The sequence below is a fragment of the Paenibacillus cremeus genome (assembly GCF_007786445.1).
Lineage (GTDB): Bacteria > Bacillota > Bacilli > Paenibacillales > NBRC-103111 > Paenibacillus_G > Paenibacillus_G cremeus.
Genome location: NZ_VNJI01000042.1, coordinates 37,431 through 60,843 on the forward strand (window position 1 = coordinate 37,431; position 23,413 = coordinate 60,843).

Consider the following 23,413-nt stretch of genomic DNA (forward strand, 5'->3'; position numbering starts at 1 on the left):
ACAATAACCCTGGAAGTTTACCATCCCACGGCTCTACGGGTCCCTGCCCTAACATTCCTTCGTAACACTTATCCAAGGTGTGGAGACCGATAGCGTTTAGCGGATGGGTCAAAGCCCTTATCGGATACGAACTCGGTCCTCCGTGCTTTCTTTTTCTGAAATCCTGCGAATGACTCAATTCACGTTTTAATAAATCTTACGCAGCTTGAGTGTAATTGTGGATCGTTTTTTCAGGAGTGAACGACTCATCACGCTGAACCATACCGACTAGAACCCGCGCCAACTTCCCAAGCAGTTTAAACACCGACTGCTGTTTACTCATATGCTTTATTTGGACATTTTCTTCATGCAACTGTCGGAAAACAGCATTGGTCCCCACCAATGTAAGAGTAGCCAGATACAAATATTTCCGCAGTTTGGCATCTCCTCTTTTCGAGATTACGATTTCCCCTTTTCGTTTTCCCGACATGCTTTCAGCGAGGTTTAACCCAGCCCTTCGTAGTAATTGTCGTCCATGGGCATACTGTTTTAGATCACCTGCACCTGACAGAATGGCTGCAATATAGATTGGCCCCAGCCCTTTAAGAGATCTTAGCTGGCTTGCTATTGGAATCTCATCGAGTACGGTTGCAATGTCTTTTTCAATTTGTTCTAATATATCGACGATGCGCTCGTACTCGTCTATTAAGCGTTGGAGATCCTGCTTTGCATCCTCGAGTGCCGTTGTATCCCCCACACTCTTGCTAGCGTGAGAGATGAGTTCGGCAGCTTTCTGAATACCAGTTGAACCACCAGCTCGCTTCATATGGTTTCTCCAGCGTGTAATTACATCCGCTGTCGATTGATCTTTAAGTTCTAGCGGGGAAGGAAATTCTTTGAGGGTCGCTATTGATCGTGGACAGGTCCAATGTTTAAATACCGTCGTATATTCAGGGAAACGCATATCAAGCCAGCGGATAATTCGATTCTGCAGCCGAACGCTATTCGTGACCCAAAATTCGCGATCGCTCATAATGGTACGTATTCTTTGGAAATTGGTTGCCTGGCGTGTGTAATTATAGTAGTAGCCGCGACTAACAACGTCTGCAATGACAAGTGCATCCTTCGGATCACTCTTAGAAGGGCTGTTATCGCGATTTTCCTTGTTTCGCTTCGTAGTTGCGGGATTTACTAGGACAACATTTATCCCTTCGTCATCAAGCCAATTGGCTAAGTTATACCAATAGTGGCCTGTGGGCTCCATTCCGATTATAAGACTCTTTAATCGGTGTTTCTGTTGTAATCCGTCGATCCACCGTTGTAATTTCTCGAAGCCTTCAATGGTGTTTTTGAAAGAAAGATGCCTACTAGAAAGTACGATCCCACGAAAGTTCGTAGCTTGGGCTACGTGGACTTCCTTCGCCATATCAATTCCTACAACAAGATGGGAAGTGGTAATTCGTTCTATCCGTTGATTTTGTCCGTCTGATTGCTTAAATTTCATAATAAGAGCGCCTCCTTGATGGTGTTGGGTTTTGAACCCGTGGACAAACCCATCATACCGAGGCGCTCCTTTTTTGACAAAGCCCAATTCTTAGGCTATACAGGAATGTTTAGTGTAACGTGCAGTCATTCCGAAGAGAATCTCATGAAATATGTCCGTAAAGTTCGTCTAAAGTGGTTATCATTCGATCTACAGGCCTTTCAAAACGTTCCTTCTGCCTGTTTAACCAGATGCCTCTCATTTTGAGATTTTCGCAAGGTACGATGTCTGTAAATACATCAACTGAGGCAATTAAAACTTCGAAGTAATCTGATATCCCCATTACTTGTACTGCTGCAATATCCACTTCTTTCTTTGGGGCTAGCTTTTTTACCGGTGTCTTTGTATAAAACGTTACGATGCGTGATGAGATGGTTGGTCGCGATATAGAAAATTCATGCGTTCAAAGCATTCTTTTTGACCAGTGAAATGATCCATAAAATGAGTGGAATCGCGATACCACAAACAGGGAATATCACAGTTGTCCAAAATTCGTCGTATGTTGCAAGTGACGTCTCATTCGGAATCAAAATCGCCATAATAAAAATCACCGGTGCGCCGAACCAAATGATTCTACGCCAATTTTTCACATTGAACCACTGCGCCGTTTCATAGCTAACGACAAACAAATATAATGATAATTGTGCAGTCACTCCGAATATCCAAACAAATATGATGAATATATCTAAGTTTTGAATAAAATTTAATATATCAATGGTTCTTACATACATAATGTAAGGAAACCTCATTTTGGCTGCTAAATTCGGTCCCAAAACCATTAGAACCATAAGTGTGGCGGTAAAAACCATGAAAACGGTAATGCCTACGCCCAACATCGATTTGGAAAGCGCTTTTTGGGGGTTTTGCATAAAAGCGACAATAACCAATAAGGTGAACGGGCCTGAGAACCACATACCGGGACGAATCGATCCTTTTACAATGTTTAACCAACCTGTATCTTTAAATACAGGCAATAATTGATGCCAATCCGCATTGCCAGCATTAAAAATGAAACTTCCAATTAATGCTAAAATAATAATGGGACCCACGATTTGACATAATCGACCGATTCCCGTAATAGCTGTGGAATAGATTAAATATACCATTAAACCTAATAAGAGTATCATAAGCACCCACAAAGGTGTTCTGTCAATTACAATAGGTTGCAAAAAGCCGGGAAATCTGCGCAGTAAGTATGCAGTTAGCGTGTACCAAGCAATGAGATGCGGAAGGACAATCAGTCTCCCTAACCATTTGCCCAGCAGAGCTTGGCTGAATTGGGTCAAAGTTTGATTCGGGTGGAGAATGCTAAGATGAACGAAAAGAAAGGTTAAGGCTGCACCTATCCCGCCCCCAATCAACATCGAAAGCCACGAATCTTGTTTCGATATTAGGATCGCCGACGGAATATTTAGCCCGATCAACATAACGACTTCAGTCGTTACAAAAATCCAAAAAATTTGCGATTCTGACAGTTTCATAATTACTACCACTCCTTATCGAGGATAAACAGCCCGAACCCAAATTAAGGTATACTCTTGATTGACGAATTGGTTTCGCCCGGATCCTTGCATTGAAGGTGTACTTTGACCGAAACATTCAGCTCAGGGAAAGTTACGTTCCAATCTCGTTTCAAGGTTTTCCACTGTTCCGGATATTGCTGATGCACATGTACACCAAACCCGAAGATGTCGGTCTTATACTGCTTCTGAACTTTTTCGACCAACTGCTGTACCGATCTCTGAGTCGTTTCACTGACTTCATCTTCAATGATTTGGAGATCGTTTCGCTTGGTTGGATCCAAGTTCGTATTATTTTCGACAATGGTTCCTTTTCCGGTGAGAAGAACGTCAATTTTTATTTGCTTATCGATCATTTTCACTTGAATTCGTCGATCTAACGATCGCAGGTTTAAACTAATATTGCCATTTCCTCGTTTGACGAAAGAAGCGATAACTAAATTTGTTTGTCTATTCGCAATCCAATTGGCAAAGAAAGAGTCTTCAATATTCAAGAAACCCACTAATTTCAGGCCATCGTCTTTATTGAAAATAGCAGTGCCCGAATAAACAACTTGTTTGGTGTCTGTTAAACTAACCGCAGGCATCATGGGCTGTAAACCTTGACTAAATGTATCTGACAGAAAATTCCGGAAATAACGACGCTTTAAACCTAAAGTTTCTTGTTGCCGTACCAATGCCGTAGATGTGAATGGCTCGAAGAACGGCTCAACAGATAGGATATCTTTCGCTTGGCCATCTTTCACAACAAATATCCTTGAACGCTGCTCCGATTGAGGATTACGAACAAACTGATCAAGAAAATCGCCTATTCCTTGCTCGGCCATTCGTTGTCCGATGAGGATGATCTGACGATGCCCGATAAAGAAATTCCGCGATAACTGTTTCTGCAAATTTGGAACCGTATCGTAAATGTTCTTTCCAATCGCGCTTATTACACGAAAGCTTTTACCCCCAGCTCCGCCGCCCGCTTCCTGTCCGCCGCCAAGACGTGAGGGTATCACGATTTGAGAACTAACTTGTAACTGACCATCTTTTGTAAAATCCAGCCCTGTCCCCATAAAAAATGCGAGTTGATCCGGTTCCTTCAGGTTCCAGCACCCGGTTGTGCACGATACCATGAAGAGAAATATGAAACTAAGCTTTACCGCCCTCTTCATGGTTAATCCGCCTCATTTTGTGGTTCATTATATACGGCTCGCTTTCGAGGCGGTCGCATCCATACGTCCTTAAGCCTTCGAGTGATTTGCGGAGCCACTGGAGTTAAATACGGAGTCCCAAACGGACTAAGTTGAATTAGGTGAATTAAGATCGTTAAGATCCCGGTCGCTAAACCAAATAGGCCAAATAGTCCGGATAGGATCAACAAAGGGAATCGTAACATACGTAGAGCATAGCCGAACCGATATCGCGGAATGATGAATGACGCAATTCCGGCAGCCGAAACGACAATGACAATAGGCGCGGAAATAATTCCGGCACGGACAGCCGCATCCCCAATGACTAATGCTCCGACGATGCTCACGAGAGGACCGATCTGTTTTGGCAAACGGATCCCCGCTTCCCGTAAACCTTCAAACATAACCTCCATCATAAAGACTTCAATTATAGTCGGAAAAGGTGACTTTTCCCGTAATGATGCAATCGTCAACATCAGTTTTTGAGGAACCATCTCCTGATGGAAATTGGTCAACGCAATATAAACGGAAGGGAGCAGCATCGAGAACAAAGCAAAAAAATAGCGAATCCATCGAATCAAGGTTGTGAACAAAAATCGTTCATAAAAATCATCCGGTGCCTGAAGTCCTTCCCAAAAAGTCATTGGAACTACAAGAGTACAACTGTCTCCATTGGTTAATATGGCCACTCTTCCATTAAGCAATCCAGCGGCAACAACGTCTGGGCGCTCTGTAACCTGTATTTGCGGAAAAGGAGAAAGCTGAGTATCTTCAATGGATTCTTCGATATACCCCGATTCAAGAATCCCATCGATTTGTATCTGATGTATCCTTTTACGGACTTCATTTAGAACCGGGACGGAAACAGTTCCTTCGATATAGGCGATTAATATATCGGTCTGCGACAGTGTTCCGAGTTTTAATGATTCGAACTTCAGCTTCGGCGTTGCCAATATCCTGCGCAGCATCGTGGTATTAATCCGCAGGCTCTCTGTAAAGCCTTCTTTGGGTCCCCGGATGGATGCCTCATTGTGAGGCTCTTCTATGGCTCGAGTTTCAAATTTTGAGACGTCAGCTAGAAGGGCGGTATTTTCCCCATCGACCAGTATAGCAACATTTCCCTTTAATATATGATCAACAATTTCTTCAAAGTTTGAAAGCTTCTTGGTCGATAAAACGGAAACGAGCTCTTGTTTGCACATTTGTGCGAGACTGTCGATTTTCCCGAGACCTTGGGGCAGACCATCATAAATTAAAGGCTTTAGAACGCTTGATGTAATAATATCAGCATTGATCATACCATCTACGTAGACTAATAATGCCTTGGTTTGGTCATGAATCGTAATATCACGAAAAATAATGTCCGAACAATTCTGAAATACGTTTTTTAAAGTCTGTTCGTTCTCAACGACGTTGTTGTTGACGTACATTTTCTCCACTTCTTTCGAGCAGAAGTCATATTGGTATAATGTACCCTGCATCCCCAAAAATATCCTGTTTGATTTGATAATGAAATATCTAATTGAACCAACAACGGACTTTAATCGTAAATAGGGGACATGCCAAAATTAAAGCTGTTGTCCCAAATAAGAGGGAGCGAGCCTTCAGATCGCCACCAAGAAGGTGTGAAAGAAGTTATTAGTAGATATTGCTAAGTGAATTGAATCTTAACAAACAAACTAACAAACATGTGCGTTTCTTTATCTCATTCCCGACAAACAAAAAATACACCATCTTTAAAAGACGGTGTATTTTTTGTTTAAAGTCAAATTGTCTGGAATGCAATTCGCAAACCGCGATTGAATAAAAATGACTGGATATCAAATTTGACGTAATCCTTTTCTGTCTTTCTGCAATTTCAGTTTACCTTAATTCATTCTGTCGGGAATGAGATAATGTTCTTGTCACCCGACATTTGTCCAGCTCAAGCGACTTTTTAACGACAGCCAAGTAATCTGAGGTTGTCCTTTTCAAGCGGCAGTTCAAATGGTGTCGGTTTCTCGCTGTGATTATGTGCAATCAGCCAAACCGTTCATTCCCACTCTCTTACGAATACGTATAAATTCGAATCCTCCGGAAGCAAATCCTTGTAATCTCCGTAGATCATCACTGGATGTTCTTTTCGCAGAGCAATCAGCCTTATGTAGTAGTGGTACACGGAGTCAGGATTGCTCATAGCCTCATCAGCGTTGATTTTTTTATAATTGGGATTCACTTGAAGCCACGGTGTTCCTGACGTAAAACCGGCGTTAGGAAACGCGCTCCACTGCATAGGGTCCGGGAATTATCGCGGCTGAACGGAATCAAGCTCTACAGCACGTGCGCGGATCCCCTTCCCTTGGCGATTTCCTCGGCATATTTATTTTTCATCGTAATATCCTGGTACTCGTCTATCGACTCGAATCGTACCCCGGTCATCCCTATTTCTTCCCCTTGATAAATATAGGGCGTCCCAGGCAGCGTATGAACTTATGTAGCCAGGGAGCTTGGCCGACTCCACGCGGAATTCACTGTCATTGCCGTAACGCGTTACCTGCCGGGTGTGATCATGGTTATTCAAAAAATGCGAGTTCCACCCTTTACCGTAAAAGGTCTCATGCCATTTTGTTTGAATTTGCTTATATCGGAGCATATCCCAGGTCGGCATTTCATTCGCTATTTCAAAGTGGTACAGCGAGTGGAACTCCTCTCTTCCCTCCTCCACATAGTCAAGATTCTCAGACGGAGCCACGTAGGGCTCCTCGTGGGATGCGGAAATACCCGAGAATCTAAGGCTCTCTCGGGTTTAAGGGTATTCGATAAACTAGGACAGCCATCAGGCTTACGCCTGACGTGAGGTTGTCTCCGGCTCTGAGAATAAAATACCCGTTCCAATCCCATCCCCCACTACTTTTCGAGGTGTCCCTGCGACTATTGTCATCGCTCAGTACAGCCGAATCATTGCCGGTGTTTCAGATCTTAATCACAGAACGAGAATGGAACGGTCAGAAGTTTTGGAAATTGCGAAGTCAATATAATTGAGAAGCTTAGGATGCATTGACATCATGATCCTTATAAAGCATGATGAATGGACAAAGACTTCTATAAGATTGAGACTTCCTAAAATGGAGGGATTGTTACATGAAGGAGGAATACGAAATGAATAAATTATGGTATTTATCTCAAATCAGCATTTTTGAGGAAATGACTAGTGAAGAAATGAAGGCAATTGATTTACTAAATACCATTCGTCATTTCAATTGGGTACCGAAAGACGCATTGGTTCAAACTCCTGATACTATTCTGGAAGGTCTTTCTTTCGTCAAAGAAGGCAAGCTTAAAGTATACAAATTAAACGACAGTGGGAAACAGTTCACTCTAAGTATATTGACTCGTGGGAACATGTTTGGGGAAATCAATTCCATCTCGTTTGGTACTAAAGATGTTTACATTGAAGCCATGGAACCAACCCTGGTTTGCTCGATATCCGAAGCAGAATTCGACCGTCTTATGATAAGCAGACCGAGTCTGGCGTTGAAACTTCTAAAAGCGGTCAGTGAACGTTTGAAGGAAAGAGAAGAACAATTAGAACAAATTGCATTTAACGGTCTCCGCGAACGGGTGATTCATATGTTGACGATGCTTAGTTCAAAATTTGGTACCATCGTAGATGGTTATGCTTTAATCGATCTCCCTCTTACGCACCAAGAGATAGCTAACATGCTTGGTGTAACTCGGGAAGCCGTCAGTGGAGTCATGAGTGGACTTCTGAAAGATGGAGTTATCAAAACGTCTCGTAAGTCTGTTCAAGTAAATGCCGCGATGCTGCCCCAATCCAAATAACCTAAGGCTGAAGAGCCAGAGTGTCGTGATCCGGAATAGGTTTTTACAAATGGAAAAAAAAGAAGGAACAGATATGCAGCAATGTTAAAATTCAGCAATCGTCTGCCAGTTTCAACATCGAATTGGGAAAAATAAAAACCGGAAGCGAGCTCGCCTCCGGTCGTTTTTATATATGAAAGGCAGTTTGAACGTGTTCGAGAATGGCGTTGCGTTCAAGTGCCAGACTGTTGCAAACCGGAATTGAGCTGTTGAGCGACGGGAGCGCTAATTTGTGATATCTGTTTCCGTTTTATTGCAATCAATAACATACCGGAAATCGTCATGACTCCCCCGAGCATTTGTGACAACTCCAAAGCATGACCCAAGATAACCGAAATAATTGCTGTAAAGACAGGAATCAGGTTCATAGTTATGCCGGCCTTGCTCGCACCTAGTATCTTAACACCTTGATTCCAAAATATAAACGAACCGACTGACGGGAACACCCCCATGTATATAACTCCAACGATCCCCAAAGAAGTGATTTTGTCGGAGTGAATCGGATGGAAAAATAATAAAGGAATCATCAGAATAGCACCGATCAGCGCAATCATCGCAACCAAAGTCGCAGGCGGAATACCTTTTGCTTTTTTTAGAAGCAATGAATAAGCAGCCCAACATAAGACAGCGAATAGCATAATCGCATCGCCCTCGTTATACTGAGTGTGAAACAACTGTAGCAGGTTACCTCTAGTTAACACAATCATAACACCAATAAACGAGGTGATTAATCCAATGAACTGAAAGGCACTTACTTTTTCTCTCAGGAAAATCAACGAAAAGAGCATAATCAAACCAGGTGCAAGGGTAGTAAATAGAGCGCTATTCGTCGCAGATGTGAACTGCAATGAAGCATACGAGAGATACGTGTAGAGCACAATGGATGAAGTAGCTAGCAGAATGATCAACACCCAATTATTCCTCCATATTTGATACCATGAAGGCTTCTCAATAAATTGGGCAATGGGAATAAGAAGAATCAGTCCGACAACCCACCTTAGAAAGACTGTCCATTCAGCAGGAAATTCATCTACAATCAATTTTCCAAAAATGATATTACCGGCCCAAAACAGATTAGCCCCGATCAAAAATGTCCAAGCCTTATAATTCTTCATATTTTTCACCTTCACTTCTTTGTTTTGTAGATTAACTTGTCGTTAGCTACAATATCTCTAAAATCGATAGATCAGAACGAATGGGATCGTGTACTTCGAGAAGTGGAACGTACACGACTCAATGGGATATCGTTATTTTCCATCGAATTCTTAAAAAAGGGCTTTTAGGTTTCTGTGTTGAAGCTCTCACTTGAGTTTTCCCATTCGGCATTTAATCTCATAAAATTGAGTCACGAAACATCATTGTATAGTCCTTTGCCGATCATGCTCTTCAGGTTTAATAATACGGACAACAATCAATAATTGTGAAATGATTGCTGTCCGGTTATCCACGCTTCCAGAAAGATTAAAATTCACGAAGAAAAGGAAGTAAACAAATCTCTTAATTCATGAAGGATAACTTCCTGATATTCGTTGCTAACTTGATAGAGCTCGCCGATCTCTCGATATGTCTGGTTCAATTTCTCCTTATAATCTGCTTCCTGTTTATTTGGATTGTTCATTTTAAACCGATCCATCACGGCCTGAATATAGGCTGGACGCGCTCCCCATCTGCCTAGAACATCTCCGGACGCATTCAAGAAAACCGCGATCGGCTGATTTCGCCCGCCATCCGTTAGAAAGAGATCCATGGTTTCCAAATGCTCTTCCATGAGCAACACTTCAGTCGAAATGCGGCTCTCCTCCATCACTCTAAACAGTAAGGGGACGTTCCAGATAACATCCGGGCACCAATCTGTACATAGAATCAAACAGTGCAGGTCGGAGCTATTGTTTAAAGCGGTAAAAAATGCTTTCTGATCTTCTTGCGCCCATGTGAAATTCTCGTAAACGGAGATGAACCGCTCTTTGGTATTTGTGATATTACTGGTTACCATCGTCCGATTCTGCATGCCTTCTATGAACTGTTGAGGTGAAATCCCTTGACCGATTTTGTGTTTTAAGTTCAATCGTGCTTCCATTTCTTCACGCACCTTCTTCATTATTTTTGGATACTGTAGACTGTGGATCTAATAAAACTTTGTCCTTCGAATAAAATTTTCAAACAAGTGAACCCCTATCCTTCCTTCTCAAGATCCTCCTTCAGAATAAAGCAAAGCGCAACCGAGTTAATGCAAATTTCCTTCGGTACATCAGCAAAGACATGGCCCAATGTGAATCACCTTTCCTGGCTCCTCACCTCGGTATGAATCATGCCATTGCTTTGATTCAGCTTTTCATTGATAAATTGATTATAATTCTAAAAAAATCGGAGTTCTGTAATCCAGATGACAGATGCCGATTCTGTTGGCATGTTAATCTTTAAACTAAGCTGCCAAGTACCTACCATTGAATTCTCATTAAATTTTAATTTGTCCTGGATGGCATTAGTAAATTCAATCAATTAATAAACTTAGAATGCAAACGTGAAAGGAGAATATGGATGAAGATACTCGTTTTAGGAGGAACAACGTTTTTCGGTCGCCGGTTAGTTCATTTATTACTCGGGGAGGGCCACGATGTAACCATTGCCACAAGAGGTCAGACACCGGATGATTTTGGCGACGCCGTGACCCGAATAAAGGTGGACCGGACGAATCAGGATGCCATGAGGGAAGCGTTCGGCAATTGTTATTATGATGTTGTTTATGATCAAATCTGCTTCAACCCTCAAGATGCAAAAATTGCCCTGGGGGCTTTTGGAAACCGCGTTAAAAGGTATGTAATAACCTCAAGTATGGCGGTTTATAACAGTAAAGATACCGAAATCACCGAAGACGATTTCATGCCGGAACAATACAACTATGATTTAGACGCTCAGAAATATGCCTATGCCGAAGGAAAACGCCAAGCCGAAGCCTATTTCTTCCGGAATGCGGCATTTCCCGTCGTTTCGGTTCGCGTAGCTATGGTCGTATCGGGAACCGACGATTATACAGGCCGTTTTGATTATTATGTGAGGCATGTTGCTGAACATAAATCTATTGGCGTGTTGGAATCCGAACATCCTATTACTTATGTGACAGCGTGGGATGCGGCCGAATTTCTTCATTTTATAGGAACAAAATCCGATTTTGTCGGACCAATCAATGCTGCGAATAACGGTTACTTAAGCATCCAAGAACTCTGTTATGAGATAGGGGAATGCTTAAATATGACCCCGCTGTTTCATGTAGGCCAACATGAAGAACAAACTTTATCCCCCTATGCCATGTTTCCTTATACTTGGAAGATATTGAATGCCAGAGCATTATCTTTAGGATTTGAATTTTCACCAATACAAAAATCGATTTCGCTTATGGTCCAGGACAGTGTTTCTAAATGGCAAAGAAGCTTGAAAGATGAATTTGATGCACTTCAGGCTCGTAATATGTCACCAGATGCCGCGGCGACATTTGCCAGATTGATTCAGGACCTTCGAGATCAGGGGGCAGGCAAAGGACTGAATATCGGAGATAAGGCTCCCAATTTTACCCTGGAAGATGCTACGGGCAAACCGGTCACATTATACGAAGAACTAGCCAAGGGCCCCGTCATTATCGTGTTCTATCGGGGTGAATGGTGTCCTTACTGCAATTTGCAATTGAAGGCCTATGAGCGCATCATGCATGAGATAAAAGCTGCCGGTGCTCAATTGATTGCCATCAGCCCGCAAACACCGGATCATTCACTTTCCATGAAAGAAAAACATGAACTGAGCTTCTTCGTCCTTAGCGATGTGAACAACAAAACTGCGGAAAACTACAATCTTAAATACAAGCTGCCTGACTTTCAGCAAGCTATTCAGAAAAGATCTGGTATTGAACTGCATCAATATAACGGAGACCAGACATTTGAGCTTCCTGTCACAGCAACATATATTATAGATAATAACGGAACCGTCATAGCCGGTGCTTCAGAAATAAACCATAGAACGCGGATGGAACCGTCCGAAGCCTTAAAAAAAGTCCGTTCGTTGCACTAATATTATTACTACGAACGTCAATGACTTTCCCAACATTATTTTGGAGGACCGATATAGCCGATGAATAAGCTTTGGTACTTATCGCAAATAAGTATTTTTGAAGAAATGACACGAGATGAAATTAGAGAGATTGATCAGCTTGATACCATCCATCATTTCAATTGGATCACAAAAAACACATTGGTCCAAACCCCGGAGTCCACGCGCGAGGGATTCTATTTCGTCAAAGAAGGCAAGCTTAGACTCTATAAACTGAACGACAACGGGAAACAGTTCACGCTTGGTATTCTCACAAGAGGCAATATATTCGGAGAGTTAAACTCATTCTCGTTCGGAACCAAGCGGGTTTATATTGAAGCGATGGAATCATCGCTTCTTTGCAGCATGTCCGAGCCTCAGTTCGAACGCCTGATGATCAATCGGCCTCAGGTCGCACTCAAATTTCTTAAAGCACTTAGTGACCGGTTAAAGGAACGGGAGGATCAATTGGAACAGTTTGCGCTTCATAGTCTTAGAAAACGCGTGCTCCATCTCCTTTCTACATTGAGTGCAAAATTCGGCGTCATTCAAGACGGATATGCGTTGATCGATCTGCCGCTTTCACATCAAGAAATTGCCAATATGCTCGGGGCTAGCCGCGAAGCGGTCAGTAACGTGATGAGCGAACTTGCCAAGGAAGGTGTCGTTAAGATATCACGCCTGTCCGTTCAACTTGCTGTTACAATACTTGAAGAAAATATTCCTCGAATCTCTACACATTGATATGGTGATATGCGTAGCATTCAATTTGGTGGGTCTTCAGATGACGAACGACTGAATATACGCGAGCATGGGATCCAATACAGTTTCAAGCGGACTCGTCTCCTTTTGGCATTGAGTAAGAAGAAGTCCTCCTTGAAGTGTAGTCAACAGCAATGGAGCGAGATTGTCGACTTTAGTGAGGACCGGATGGCTTTTCGTCGTTCCGGTCTTCTATCATTACTTTGCCCCAAAAGGGGGAAATCCTCCGGAATCAATCACGGCTATAACGCGGTATATAGCCATCTGATTCTGCCTCATTAATCCACCGCTTGAGCCACCCACTCCGTCCACGTATTAACACCTTTAAGCCCTAAACACGGCCTGAGAACCAGCACAGGAATTACTTGCGGAATTAATTGATTGTACGAAACCGAAGTTCCTGCTAGTCTGTAAAGCAGCGTCAATTGGCTGATATGGCTGAACGAGGTTTTCGATAACGCGAAACAGGGTGAACCTCGCGAATTTACATATCAGATATGGCTAAATCTTCAGCCCAAGTGAGAGAGTATCTTGAATACATCCCTCTTGTCGGTTTTTGCTATATAAATAAAATAGAATGACTAAACGATAATATCTCTGTGAATACTCACATGAACATCAGAAGGATCAAACAGGTTATAACAGTCAGTTTTCGGTCCTCGCGGCTGACGATGATATCCACGAACTCCGGTCACTGTCCCTGAGCCCTTATGGAGGAAATGGGATGCTCGTTTTCCCTGACCCACTCTGTCGGGTTGAAGGCGGCGATAAATCTTCGAAGCAGCAAAAACATGATTAGTGCCCCCGGTAGGTGATATGATATGCAGGATGTTACGATTTCTATTTTGTTATAACAAAGAGACTGTCATAGAGACAGCCTCAAGGTTAATTTTATTTAAAAACTTTTATTCGTTCTTGTATCGGATTAAATTTCTTTTCACCTGCTGAGGCAGTCGGTTTACCGAATGGCATTTGGGCAGTCAGTTTCCAATTTTCCGGCAAATTCCATTCCGCTTTTACTCGTTCATCAATCAATGGATTGTAATGCTGTAGGTTTACACCCAGCCCTTCAGCCTCCAGCGCCGTCCAGATCACCAATTGGTGCATTCCATTTGTTTGCTGTGACCAAATCGGGAAGTGTTCTTGGTAAGATGGAAATTGTTTCATAAAACTATCAATAACTGACTGATCTTCGAAGAAAAGCACAGTACCGTATCCGTTACGAAATCCGTTCATTTTTTCCTGAGTAGATGAAAATTGTTCGGTAGGAACGAGTGCTTTGAGAACTTCGGTTGTAATATCCCATAACTTGTTATGTTGTTCACCTAAGAGCAGAACAACGCGGGTAGTTTGATTGTTAAACGCTGATGGTGTATGTTTGACGGTTTCCTCGATTATTTCTTGGATACTTTGATCCGAAATTGGTGATTCTTTGCTAATTCCATAAATTGAGCGCCGTTCGCGTAATGCAGTGAATAAACTTTTCTCCAAGGTTTTCATGATACCTCTCCTTAACCTATTTATCAATTAGAAACAAATGTAGCGAACAAAACAAGTCCGAATTGAATGTACTAAACTGCTCCCGAATCAGACTTGAATGACAATTACCCTGGGAACATGGAAGCACTTTTACTTGTGCTTTACGGACGAACGCGGATGATCGTCTTTCCCTTGATCCGCTCAGTCGGGTTGAAGGCGGCTACGGCTTCGTCAAGTGACGCCACTTTGCCAATATTTGTCCGCAGCCGTCCGTCACGCACTCGCTGGGCGATCTCAATCAGTTGGGCACGATCGGACACGACAACGAAGTCGACCGTCAAACCGTTGGCGGGCCGCACCTCGGGCGGGCCTGCGACGGTCACTAGCATTCCTCCATCTCGAACCAGACCCGCAGACCGCTTCCCGATGTCGCCGCCGAAGACATCGAAAACCAGATCGACGCTGCCGACGTCTTCCAGCGAGTCGTTCTCAAGGTCTACGAAATACTGCGCGCCGAAGTCGAGTGCAGTCTGACGGTGGGCAGCTCGTCCGGTGCCGATAACGTAGGCACCGGCCTGACGTGCGAGCTGTGTCGCCATCGAGCCGACTGCACCGGCCGCACCGTGCACGAGGACACTCTGACCCGCCCGGAGGTGACCGTGCTCGAATAGACCTTGCCAGGCGGTCAGGCCCGACATTGCGACGCCCGCGCCCACCGTGAAGTCAACATCGCTCGGTAGCGGCGCGAGGTTGCGTGCCTCGACGACTACATACTCCGCGAGGCTGCCGTCGCGAGTCCAGTCCGTGAGACCGAACACACGCTGTCCCACCGACAGGCCAGTTGTGCCATAGCTGAGGGCGGAGACCACTCCGGCCACTTCGTGGCCAGGGATCGACGGCGTCCGGTCCCGCCCGAGGCGATCGATCCAGGTCGAAGGCCACGTCAGCTCATCCCAGGTGAATCCCGACGCATGAACCTGAACAACGACATCTCCGTAGCTCGCGCCCGAGAGGCTTGCGAGCATCGCCACGTCCGGCTCCGGGCGCTCCACCAGCTTCATGCCGGCCGTTCCCGCGGCTTCGTCCGTTACCACAATCGCTTTCATTTGGACACCTCCCTGAATAGTCTTGCCTGTTTCTCCAAGTTTCCCATGATACTCTCCTTACATATTTTTCGATTTTTAATCTTCTAAGTACCTATGTCCATGGGACACATCTACTGCAAGGGGGCTAATTAGTCGCCCTTTTGTACATGGTTTTATTATAAACATTACAAAAAAAAAGTTATGTAATGTAAATTACATAACTGATTGAGCTAATATGTTAGGAAAACATTTACAAGAATATGAATTCATTATTCGAGAAAGATTACACTATCAATGCAAGTAGGAAAACATACTCTACATTATTTCGAGTTTTTGTTAACTTTGGGTCCCGATTTCTGAAGTCCTTCACTCATTTGACCGTGCTTGACCTATGCATTAATCGGTGAAGTGGCCTTTAACTGCTGTCTGGCCGCTTCCAGCTGGCTGCCTCACTCAAATGATGCGATGCTTCACAGCGCCTCGTCTGCAGATCGGATTGAAATTATATTCCCATACAAAATCGTTTCCACTGCTCATACTCAATTATGACGGCTTTATTACACGATTACAGATTCTAGATATCCCCTCACTTGAACAGGTGTCTTTGCATACTTACTGTGCAAATGTCCCAATTTTACTCCGTTTTTATAAACGAGTAAACTTGGAATCCCCATAACCTCATTTTCTTCCGCAACCGTCTGAAATTGTTCCACATCGATTGCATAGAAATCTTTATCTCTATTTTCCGCTATAATATCACCAATAAACCGGTCAATGTTTTTGCAATCGGGGCACCTGGTTGCGTCGAACTTAACTATCGTATATTGATCCCGATTAACCAAATCGCGAAAACGTTCTGCCGATTGTAGTCTTTCCATTATTAGTCGCTCCTTAAAAATTTAATTTCATTCCACTTAATTAATTAGTCCATAGAGTATCAATTCATAATACTACTCGTCTATTTCCTGATTAACCTATCGGATGTTTCTTCCAAAAATCGTTCGCAATCCATCGCAGCAATTGCTCCGCTGCCGGCCGAAGTAATCGCTTGCCGGTAATGAGGATCCTGTACGTCACCGCAAGCGAATACGCCTGCAATACTGGTTTCCGACGTACTGGGCTTTACAATCAAGTATCCTTGTCTATCGGTCAGAAGTTGTCCGTCAAGAAACTTGGTATTCGGATGATGGCCAATCGCTACGAAAATTCCATCCGCATCGAAGATTTCTTCGTCGCCGGTTTGGTTATCGCGTACTTTAAGTCCAGACACTCCCTTCTCGCCAGGGATAACCTCGAGAGGTGTCCGATCTAAACTCCATTCGATTTTCTCATTTTGTCGTGCTCGGTCCTGCATGATTTGATAAGCTTTCAGTTGGTTTCTTCTGTGCACGATACGGACTTCTTTGGCGAACCTCGTCAAGAAATGCGCTTCTTCCATCGCGGAGTCACCTCCACCTACAACGATTACCTTTTTGCCTCGAAAGAAGAAGCCGTCGCATGTAGCACAAGTGCTCACGCCTCTTCCGATATAATCATGCTCGTTCGGTATGCGAAGTAAATTCGCGGTAGCCCCTGTCGAGAGGATGACGCTCTCAGAGATAAGCATCTCACCGCTTTCCAAAAACAAACGAAACGGACGGTTCTGTAGATCGACTCGGCTCACCCGACCAGATTTAAACTTTGCTCCGAATCGCTCCGCTTGTTTTCGCATATTATCCATCAGATCCGTCCCCAAAATGCCGTCTGGGAAGCCGGGGAAGTTTTCAACTTCTGTTGTCGTAGTCAGTTGTCCGCCGGGTTGGATACCTTCGATAACAAGAGGCTCCAGATTCGCCCTTGCCAGGTAGATCGCTGCAGTTAATCCAGCGGGGCCAGTACCGATTACAATTGTTTTAAACATATTAAGCAACTCCTTATTTAGATGTAGTAAAATAATATTGCAAACAATCTTTTGGGGTAAAAAAGATGTACAACAAATACATCTTTATTTACCGTTAACACGCATATTGTCCGATAAATGATTGATGGTTTCGTTCAATGTCCTCTGTTCATCTGTCGACATGCCGCTGGCTGAGAGTAGTGATAAGGTAAAACATAACGCTTTTCCCTTCAATGTTGTACCTATGTTTGTAAGCTTGACCATAATTTTTCTTCATCTTACTTCGAACGTTCGCAACGAATTAGCCTCATCCGTCGGGATTGGAAAGCCTGTAAACCTGCCTTGGATGGAAGACCTTCCGCCTGAGTTTGCGTTCCGTTTCTGGTTGCATAGTAACGCTCAAACCTTACGGAATAACCCAACATGTAGAGAACTACCAGGGAAGCTAGAACATTCAGGACGATTAGAGACACGTACAAGTCAAATAAGTAGCTTAGGAGGCCGACCCCCACAATGGGAACAATAAATCCAATGTAACCCGCAAAGTAATAAGTCGTTATCACCTTCGGCCGCTCCGATGCATTCGGAAGCTCGCCGGCCAGTCGCAAGCTAATCTGGAACGTCCAACCGCTGCCCAGCGCCTGAACGAGCACCCCGATCCACATTAGGCTTATGCTTCCCGACGTCCCGGAGAGAACGACAAGCCAGGCTCCGCAAGCCAATAAAGTGATACCGATCCGAAGGCGTACCACCGGCTGTTTGAACCAAGGCAGCATTTGCATCATCGTGCCGCCCCCCATAAGTAGTAGAATCAGAAGACCGGACACGGCAAGGTTTGAAGTGTGAATCACGTTTTTCACGAACGAAGGAATCAAAGAGAGAACGGTTCCGTTCAAGGTAAACAACGTGAAAACGGGCAGCGCACTAAACGACCAGAAATGAGGCTTAATTTCGTTAGACACCCCGAGCGAGATCGATGCCGATGTCGCTCGACGGCGTTCCTTCCGGGCTTGAAAATCCTTGTCCTGCAACGTTTCCAGACTGACTACAGCGCTCAGCAACAGAACGGTCAAAAGCCAAAATGGTGCGCGCAGCGGCATCAGATGCAGATATTCGATGATCAAACCGGCCAAGGCAGGTCCTAGACCAAAACCAACGGAAACGGCCATACCCGATAATAGGATCGCCTTGCTCGTTTTCTCTTTGGACGTTTGCTTCAGCAAGAACGCGACTGCGGTGCCCGTAAAGCTTCCATAAGCGATTCCTTCCAGCATTCTCGCCCCGTAAACGAGCCAGGCCTGCTGGCTTGCCATAAAGAGAAGGGTGGCCAGGATCGACAACAGGATGCTGATGCGAAGAACTCGCTTCAGCCCCCAACCGCTTCCTCTGGAGCCAACAATGAGCAATGTGGGCAGCAAGAAGACCGCATACATAGCGAATAAAATGGTGATTTGCAGACTGCTTAATCGATACTGCTCCTGATACAGCGGAAATAAAGGCGACGTAAAGGAAGTTCCGGTGGACATCATGAAGATGACCCATAACATTTTTTTCATAGAGAACGACCTTTCTTTAAGAATTCTACCCGTTAGCACCATAAAAAAGGAGTTGCCACACCCGCAGCAACCCCCATTCTAAACTCAAGCACCTTTTAGCGAAACATGTCCCCTGATGCTGAGAAATATCATCTTAAGTTTATCGCCACTCAACAATTTCATCGAGATGTTGTCTTGTTTGTGGACGTTTGGGATCCTTTTGACGATATCCGAAAGCGACCATACAGGCTACACCGAAATCGTCGCCGTTAATGATACCCTCATTTTGTAAAATAGCGGTCACCTGCTTTTTATCAAAACCTTCGATAGGACAGGAATCAATACCGATTTGAGCCGCGGCTGTCATCATGTTTCCCAATGCTATATAGGTTTGTCTGATTGACCATTCAAAAATGAGACGGTCATTATCTTCGAGTTCTGTTTCGACGAAGGATTTGTAGAAATCGTACCAATCTTGCACAACTTCTTCAGGCATATGATGAATGTCTTTCCACATTTTATTCACGTGAACCGAGTCAGGCCGTAAGCCTTCTTCTCTTCTGGCCAATATAACTACAAAATGGCTGGCAGTGGGCAGTTGTCCCTTGGCACCGCCAGATACAGGTTTTAATTTTTCGCGAAGAGCTTCATTCTGGATCACAACAAACTTCCACGGCTCGAAGCCAAATGAACTTGGAGACAATCTTCCTGTCTCCAAAATAAAGTGAAAATCTTCATCCGAAATCTTTTTGTTGGTGTCAAATGCCTTGCAAGCATGTCTGAACTGATAAGCTTTTATAATTTCTTGTTGTTTACTCTCCGTTCCTATCATGTGGAATCTACCTTCCTTCTATTTTGCTCTCTTTGCTAACCGATCTTGTTATCATAACTACTTTATGGATTGATGTTTATTAAAGTTATGCGAAAGTATCAATAGGTAAACATTTGATGTGATCTCCAGCTTTTCCCCTGCTCCACACGGAGCGTGCCAGTTTCCAAAGCACTCCGCGCACCATCTAACTGAAAGTAATCGTTCATAAGTTCCACGTTACTCTTGGAATGGGATTGTCAGATTGGTTCCAATTCGCATCTTTTGCGGTATTAAAATCGGTTGTTCAGCTTACAAATGAATGATGCAAAAATCATTACAGCTTTTTTAGCTCTCGCAAAATTTCCTCCGGGCTTTGACGCTGCATGAAATTCGGATTGACATAAGCGGAGCGGATAATGGCGCTCTCATCGATCATAAATGTAGCCGGCACCGGCAAAACCCAATTCGAGGTATTGTTGTACTCCGCAAGATCAACTCCGACACCTTCCATGAGTTCCCTTACTCCCTGCGGAACATCGAAGAGCAGATTGTACTTGGCCGTTACCAACCCGTTCGGATCGCTAAGGACTTGAAATTCCAATGATTCCTTTTCCTGAAGGGATAACGTATGATCCGGTTTTTGCGGGCTAATCGCTATAAGCTGCGCTCCCATCGCTTGGATTTCCGGTAATATCTGCTGGTAAGCCCTTAATTGCATATTGCAAAAAGGACACCATCCGCCGCGATAGAAGACCAGCACAACCGGTCCTTTCGCGAGCTCTTCAAATAAAATTACATCCCGGCCTAGTGCGTTTGTTAATTTAAAGTCCACCGCCTTCTCGCCTGGTTGCTTCCCGGAAGCGATCCCCGATTTCTGAAGTTCCTCAATCATTTGACCCATCTTAATCTGCGCTTCAATCGGTGCATTGGCCTTAAACTGCTGTGTGGCCTCTTCAAGCTGTTCGGTTAAATTTTGGTTGCTCATCGTTCTGTTCCTCCAATATCATGTGATAGCTTGATTATAAATATTAATTAAATCGGAGTTCTGTAAAGTAGATTACAGTTCTCCATCCTATCCTGAAATACGAAATAAGGTAGAACAATGTAAAGTAGATTACTGACACCGATTCGACCGGCATGTTAACCTGCAAGTATAAGGCAACCTGCCATGGACAACGGGTTATCAATTAACCGTATCTTTTTTCCTGTCGGCAGAATATAGATGATGATACTAGTTTTAGAGGATCAGCTTTTTTCGGTCGCCGGTTAGTCCATTTATTACTCGGGCATGCCACGATATGACCATTCAACAAGAGGTCAGACACCGGATGATTTTTACGACGCCGTGATCCGAATAAGATGTCATTTACGAAGGAGATGAGCCGGTTTGAAAAATAATTTAATTGAATACTGTCTAAACAAAAAAGGAGCGAGAAAGGATTATCCCTCGGGACCCGATCCAATCGCTATAAAAATTGCAGGTAAAATATTCGCTCTTTTTTTTGAGAAAAAAGGGTACTTAGTCCTAAAATGCGACCCGGTGATTGCGGAAAATTTGAGAGAGCAGCATAAGGACGTTCGACCGGGGTATCATATGAACAAACAGCACTGGAATACGATTATTCTCGAGGGTTCTTTGCCAGAGTCGTTTATCTTTGAAATGATTGACCAATCTTACGATTTGGTTGTTAAAAGCCTTCCTAAGAGCATCAGGGAGTCTGTTTAGTTAAATTTTTACATGACAAAGGCTGCGGTCCCGTATCTCAATGCAGGAAGGGACAGATCCCATAAACCACGGATTTTCTCCATTTTCACGATATAGGTTTATATTCAATGCGCTCGACAAGAACTTGCATTTCGTTATCCGAAAGAACAAAAACTTATCGATATCATTTGGTGGTAATGCCGGTTAACCAGTCTGCGCTGTCCTTAGACGTCAAATTTCCTATTGTTCTTTTCGATGTAAATATCTAATGCTTTAATGCCACGGGTAATAAATTTGATCAAACGATAATGGGGAGGTTTCATCAAGAAAATAACTATTTCGCAAAGCTTAAAGAGCAGTTTGGGCATGCGGATATGAATACAACCATGATTTATACCCAAATTGGACAAGAAAATCGCAGGGCGTCCGTATAAAGCCGATAACTAGCATAAGCGCTGCTCTCCCCTCTTCCTTCCATTATCGAGACAGACGACAATCCCGTATTCCTAACTGGAAGCGGGATTTATTTATTGTTGAATTGTGATGAAGTATCGTAGTTGAATGTTTGTATGCATCTTACGAGACACGACGGAAGCCGGTCTCTTTCTGCTTCTTTGCAAACAAGACGAAGCGATAGTGGGGCTCGAAGTGACGCCAATGGAGAGGTCAAAAAAAATCCCCTCGAGGGGATTTTTTGCGTCTAGTTCGTTACCAGGCCGCGGCAAGCTTCACGGCTTGTTCCATTGCTGACCGGACGATCTCTTTCGCGCGCTCCGGTTGAAAATCATGACCTTCCACGTACAACGCTTGTACGTCACGAATCCCCACGATGCCGAGTACCTGGCGTAGATAGGGATGGCTGTGATCCATGGGAGCTGTCGGCCCTGTGGAGTAAATCCCGCCGCTAGACTGAATGTGCAATGCTTTTTTGTTGTGCAGCAGGCCGACCGGTCCGCGTTCCGTGTAATGGAACGTCTTGCCTACGATGACGAAGGCGTCGATGAACGCCTTGAGCCGAGGGGGAATGCCCCAATTCCACATGGGGGAGACGAATACGTATTTATCGGCGCGCATCGCCATTTCGGTAATATCGTTAAGTGCATTAACTTTCTGCCGTTCCACGGGACTCAGCTCGGAGAATTCCAGGCGCTCTTTTCTCAATTTCTCCCACGCCCTCACGACATCGCCGTCGACGGTCTGGAACGCTTCTTGGTAGACATCGAATATACGTACATCATCGTCCGGATGAACTTCCCGATAAGCTTTAAGAAACGCCCCGCCGACCTGCAGGCCGACCGAATGTTCCGGCGACTTGGGGGTAGCGGTAATATACAATAATTGCGTCATGTTGCTGCCTCCTAGATTTGTTCTGAAACCTCCAATATCGAATGGATAGCTTGATTATAAATCCACATTAAAGTGGAGTTCTGTAAAGTAGATTACTGTTCTCCATCCTATTTTGAAATCCGAAATACGGAAGATCAATGTAAAGTAGATTACTGACACTGATCCGGCCGGTATGTTATTCTCTGCAAGAATCAGGGCAGCCTGACATGAAATTCTCAAATTAAAATGTGAAAGGAGAATATGTATATTATCGATAAAAAAGGAACCGTCATAGCCGATGCTTCAGATTTAAACCATAGAACGCGGATGGAACCGAGCGAAGCCTTAAAAAAAGTCCGTTCGTTGCAATAATCTTATTGCAACGAACACCAATGACTTTGCCAACATTATTTGGAGGACCGATATATCCGATGACAAGCTTTGGTATATTTATCGAAACTGTCAATCGTCCCGAGTCCATGTTGGCGGAGATGACAGCGGTACTTCGTTCTTAAGTAACCGATAATATTCCATAATTAATTCATCTAATTTTTGAGAGAGTTGTAACAAAGCATGGTCTGTTAAATCAAATCTGTTTTGAACCGCGGCATTGTTGAGAGATTCTTTAAGCGATTCAATTTCTTTAGCAATTGACTCGAGCTCGAATCCCATT

21 protein-coding genes and 1 pseudogene are annotated in these 23,413 nt (G+C 43.9%); 4 read left to right on the top strand and 18 right to left on the bottom strand.

Going from position 1 to position 23,413, the window contains the following annotated elements; translation table 11 throughout:
* Nucleotides 1–196: 196 nt before the first annotated feature.
* The 7 genes and pseudogenes from FPZ49_RS25400 to FPZ49_RS37915 form a co-directional block, all read right to left on the bottom strand.
* Nucleotides 197–1,483 (bottom strand): IS110 family transposase, encoded by a 1,287-nt coding sequence (locus FPZ49_RS25400; RefSeq protein ID WP_144852443.1) that lies wholly within the window; start codon nt 1,481–1,483, stop codon nt 197–199.
* Nucleotides 1,484–1,917: 434 nt separating this feature from the next.
* Nucleotides 1,918–3,003, bottom strand: coding sequence for a GerAB/ArcD/ProY family transporter (locus FPZ49_RS25405; protein ID WP_144852445.1), 1,086 nt, complete (start codon nt 3,001–3,003; stop codon nt 1,918–1,920).
* A gap of 44 nt (nt 3,004–3,047) precedes the next feature.
* Nucleotides 3,048–4,202 (bottom strand): Ger(x)C family spore germination protein, encoded by a 1,155-nt coding sequence (locus FPZ49_RS25410; protein ID WP_144852447.1) that lies wholly within the window; start codon nt 4,200–4,202, stop codon nt 3,048–3,050.
* 2 nt (nt 4,203–4,204) lie between these two features.
* The gene (locus FPZ49_RS25415; RefSeq protein ID WP_261381610.1) at nt 4,205–5,701 is read right to left on the bottom strand and encodes a spore germination protein; all 1,497 of its coding nucleotides are present in this window, start codon (nt 5,699–5,701) and stop codon (nt 4,205–4,207) included.
* Nucleotides 5,702–6,252: 551 nt separating this feature from the next.
* Nucleotides 6,253–6,492, bottom strand: coding sequence for an alpha-amylase family glycosyl hydrolase (locus FPZ49_RS37905; RefSeq protein WP_449289943.1), 240 nt, complete (start codon nt 6,490–6,492; stop codon nt 6,253–6,255).
* A gap of 38 nt (nt 6,493–6,530) precedes the next feature.
* Nucleotides 6,531–6,638, bottom strand: coding sequence for a hypothetical protein (locus FPZ49_RS37910; protein WP_449289944.1), 108 nt, complete (start codon nt 6,636–6,638; stop codon nt 6,531–6,533).
* 76 nt (nt 6,639–6,714) lie between these two features.
* Nucleotides 6,715–6,867, bottom strand: a pseudogene (locus FPZ49_RS37915) (alpha-amylase family glycosyl hydrolase); the annotation flags it as partial.
* Nucleotides 6,868–7,358: 491 nt separating this feature from the next.
* On the opposite strand from FPZ49_RS37915, the gene FPZ49_RS25425 reads away from it, so the two are divergent.
* The gene (locus FPZ49_RS25425; protein WP_186446088.1) at nt 7,359–8,042 is read left to right on the top strand and encodes a Crp/Fnr family transcriptional regulator; all 684 of its coding nucleotides are present in this window, start codon (nt 7,359–7,361) and stop codon (nt 8,040–8,042) included.
* A gap of 212 nt (nt 8,043–8,254) precedes the next feature.
* Here FPZ49_RS25425 and FPZ49_RS25430 read toward each other — a convergent pair whose 3' ends face one another.
* Both FPZ49_RS25430 and FPZ49_RS25435 read right to left on the bottom strand, forming a co-directional pair.
* On the bottom strand, nt 8,255–9,196 hold the full coding sequence (locus tag FPZ49_RS25430) for a DMT family transporter (protein WP_144852450.1): 942 nt from the start codon (nt 9,194–9,196) through the stop codon (nt 8,255–8,257).
* Between the two features lie 353 nt (nt 9,197–9,549).
* Nucleotides 9,550–10,158, bottom strand: coding sequence for a thioredoxin family protein (locus tag FPZ49_RS25435; RefSeq protein ID WP_144852452.1), 609 nt, complete (start codon nt 10,156–10,158; stop codon nt 9,550–9,552).
* Between the two features lie 461 nt (nt 10,159–10,619).
* On the opposite strand from FPZ49_RS25435, the gene FPZ49_RS25445 reads away from it, so the two are divergent.
* Both FPZ49_RS25445 and FPZ49_RS25450 read left to right on the top strand, forming a co-directional pair.
* Nucleotides 10,620–12,140: a redoxin domain-containing protein gene (locus FPZ49_RS25445; protein ID WP_144852454.1), complete on the top strand. Its 1,521-nt coding sequence runs from the start codon at nt 10,620–10,622 to the stop codon at nt 12,138–12,140.
* A 60-nt stretch (nt 12,141–12,200) separates the two neighbouring features.
* A complete protein-coding gene (locus tag FPZ49_RS25450; RefSeq protein WP_144852457.1) occupies nt 12,201–12,902 on the top strand; it encodes a Crp/Fnr family transcriptional regulator in 702 nt (233 codons plus the stop codon).
* Between the two features lie 909 nt (nt 12,903–13,811).
* Here FPZ49_RS25450 and FPZ49_RS25455 read toward each other — a convergent pair.
* The 7 genes from FPZ49_RS25455 to FPZ49_RS25485 all read right to left on the bottom strand — a co-directional run bounded on the left by FPZ49_RS25455 (nt 13,812) and on the right by FPZ49_RS25485 (nt 20,694).
* On the bottom strand, nt 13,812–14,411 hold the full coding sequence (locus FPZ49_RS25455) for a nitroreductase family protein (protein ID WP_186446092.1): 600 nt from the start codon (nt 14,409–14,411) through the stop codon (nt 13,812–13,814).
* Nucleotides 14,412–14,560: 149 nt separating this feature from the next.
* Nucleotides 14,561–15,505, bottom strand: coding sequence for an NADP-dependent oxidoreductase (locus FPZ49_RS25460; protein ID WP_144852461.1), 945 nt, complete (start codon nt 15,503–15,505; stop codon nt 14,561–14,563).
* A 536-nt stretch (nt 15,506–16,041) separates the two neighbouring features.
* Nucleotides 16,042–16,362, bottom strand: coding sequence for a thioredoxin family protein (locus FPZ49_RS25465; RefSeq protein ID WP_144852463.1), 321 nt, complete (start codon nt 16,360–16,362; stop codon nt 16,042–16,044).
* An 80-nt stretch (nt 16,363–16,442) separates the two neighbouring features.
* A complete protein-coding gene (gene trxB / locus FPZ49_RS25470; protein WP_144852465.1) occupies nt 16,443–17,384 on the bottom strand; it encodes a thioredoxin-disulfide reductase in 942 nt (313 codons plus the stop codon).
* A gap of 257 nt (nt 17,385–17,641) precedes the next feature.
* Nucleotides 17,642–18,919: an MFS transporter gene (locus FPZ49_RS25475; protein ID WP_144852467.1), complete on the bottom strand. Its 1,278-nt coding sequence runs from the start codon at nt 18,917–18,919 to the stop codon at nt 17,642–17,644.
* Nucleotides 18,920–19,058: 139 nt separating this feature from the next.
* Entirely contained in the window at nt 19,059–19,730 is a 672-nt protein-coding gene (locus FPZ49_RS25480) for an NAD(P)H-dependent oxidoreductase (RefSeq protein WP_144852469.1), read from the bottom strand.
* Nucleotides 19,731–20,043: 313 nt separating this feature from the next.
* A complete protein-coding gene (locus tag FPZ49_RS25485) occupies nt 20,044–20,694 on the bottom strand; it encodes a peroxiredoxin-like family protein (protein ID WP_144852471.1) in 651 nt (216 codons plus the stop codon).
* Nucleotides 20,695–21,096: 402 nt separating this feature from the next.
* On the opposite strand from FPZ49_RS25485, the gene FPZ49_RS25490 reads away from it, so the two are divergent.
* Nucleotides 21,097–21,435, top strand: coding sequence for an MmcQ/YjbR family DNA-binding protein (locus FPZ49_RS25490; protein ID WP_144852473.1), 339 nt, complete (start codon nt 21,097–21,099; stop codon nt 21,433–21,435).
* Between the two features lie 687 nt (nt 21,436–22,122).
* Here FPZ49_RS25490 and FPZ49_RS25495 read toward each other — a convergent pair.
* On the bottom strand, nt 22,123–22,761 hold the full coding sequence (locus FPZ49_RS25495; RefSeq protein ID WP_144852475.1) for an FMN-dependent NADH-azoreductase: 639 nt from the start codon (nt 22,759–22,761) through the stop codon (nt 22,123–22,125).
* A gap of 441 nt (nt 22,762–23,202) precedes the next feature.
* Entirely contained in the window at nt 23,203–23,412 is a 210-nt protein-coding gene (locus FPZ49_RS25500) for an aspartyl-phosphate phosphatase Spo0E family protein (protein ID WP_144852477.1), read from the bottom strand.
* Between the last annotated feature and the right edge of the window lies 1 nt (nt 23,413).

What these genes read in the sequence shown, in the direction of transcription:
- FPZ49_RS37910 (WP_449289944.1), bottom strand. Translation starts at nt 6,638, where the DNA reads ATGACCGGGGTACGATTCGAGTCGATAGACGAGTACCAGGATATTACG.
- FPZ49_RS25485 (WP_144852471.1), bottom strand. Translation starts at nt 20,694, where the DNA reads ATGAGCAACCAAAATTTAACCGAACAGCTTGAAGAGGCCACACAGCAG.
- FPZ49_RS25465 (WP_144852463.1), bottom strand. Translation starts at nt 16,362, where the DNA reads ATGGAAAGACTACAATCGGCAGAACGTTTTCGCGATTTGGTTAATCGG.
- FPZ49_RS25500 (WP_144852477.1), bottom strand. Translation starts at nt 23,412, where the DNA reads ATGGGATTCGAGCTCGAGTCAATTGCTAAAGAAATTGAATCGCTTAAA.
- FPZ49_RS37905 (WP_449289943.1), bottom strand. Translation starts at nt 6,492, where the DNA reads ATGCAGTGGAGCGCGTTTCCTAACGCCGGTTTTACGTCAGGAACACCG.
- FPZ49_RS25430 (WP_144852450.1), bottom strand. Translation starts at nt 9,196, where the DNA reads ATGAAGAATTATAAGGCTTGGACATTTTTGATCGGGGCTAATCTGTTT.
- FPZ49_RS25425 (WP_186446088.1), top strand. Translation starts at nt 7,359, where the DNA reads ATGAATAAATTATGGTATTTATCTCAAATCAGCATTTTTGAGGAAATG.
- trxB (WP_144852465.1), bottom strand. Translation starts at nt 17,384, where the DNA reads ATGTTTAAAACAATTGTAATCGGTACTGGCCCCGCTGGATTAACTGCA.
- FPZ49_RS25400 (WP_144852443.1), bottom strand. Translation starts at nt 1,483, where the DNA reads ATGAAATTTAAGCAATCAGACGGACAAAATCAACGGATAGAACGAATT.
- FPZ49_RS25405 (WP_144852445.1), bottom strand. Translation starts at nt 3,003, where the DNA reads ATGAAACTGTCAGAATCGCAAATTTTTTGGATTTTTGTAACGACTGAA.
- FPZ49_RS25415 (WP_261381610.1), bottom strand. Translation starts at nt 5,701, where the DNA reads ATGCAGGGTACATTATACCAATATGACTTCTGCTCGAAAGAAGTGGAG.
- FPZ49_RS25450 (WP_144852457.1), top strand. Translation starts at nt 12,201, where the DNA reads ATGAATAAGCTTTGGTACTTATCGCAAATAAGTATTTTTGAAGAAATG.
- FPZ49_RS25410 (WP_144852447.1), bottom strand. Translation starts at nt 4,202, where the DNA reads ATGAAGAGGGCGGTAAAGCTTAGTTTCATATTTCTCTTCATGGTATCG.
- FPZ49_RS25460 (WP_144852461.1), bottom strand. Translation starts at nt 15,505, where the DNA reads ATGAAAGCGATTGTGGTAACGGACGAAGCCGCGGGAACGGCCGGCATG.
- FPZ49_RS25495 (WP_144852475.1), bottom strand. Translation starts at nt 22,761, where the DNA reads ATGACGCAATTATTGTATATTACCGCTACCCCCAAGTCGCCGGAACAT.
- FPZ49_RS25435 (WP_144852452.1), bottom strand. Translation starts at nt 10,158, where the DNA reads ATGGAAGCACGATTGAACTTAAAACACAAAATCGGTCAAGGGATTTCA.
- FPZ49_RS25445 (WP_144852454.1), top strand. Translation starts at nt 10,620, where the DNA reads ATGAAGATACTCGTTTTAGGAGGAACAACGTTTTTCGGTCGCCGGTTA.
- FPZ49_RS25475 (WP_144852467.1), bottom strand. Translation starts at nt 18,919, where the DNA reads ATGAAAAAAATGTTATGGGTCATCTTCATGATGTCCACCGGAACTTCC.
- FPZ49_RS25480 (WP_144852469.1), bottom strand. Translation starts at nt 19,730, where the DNA reads ATGATAGGAACGGAGAGTAAACAACAAGAAATTATAAAAGCTTATCAG.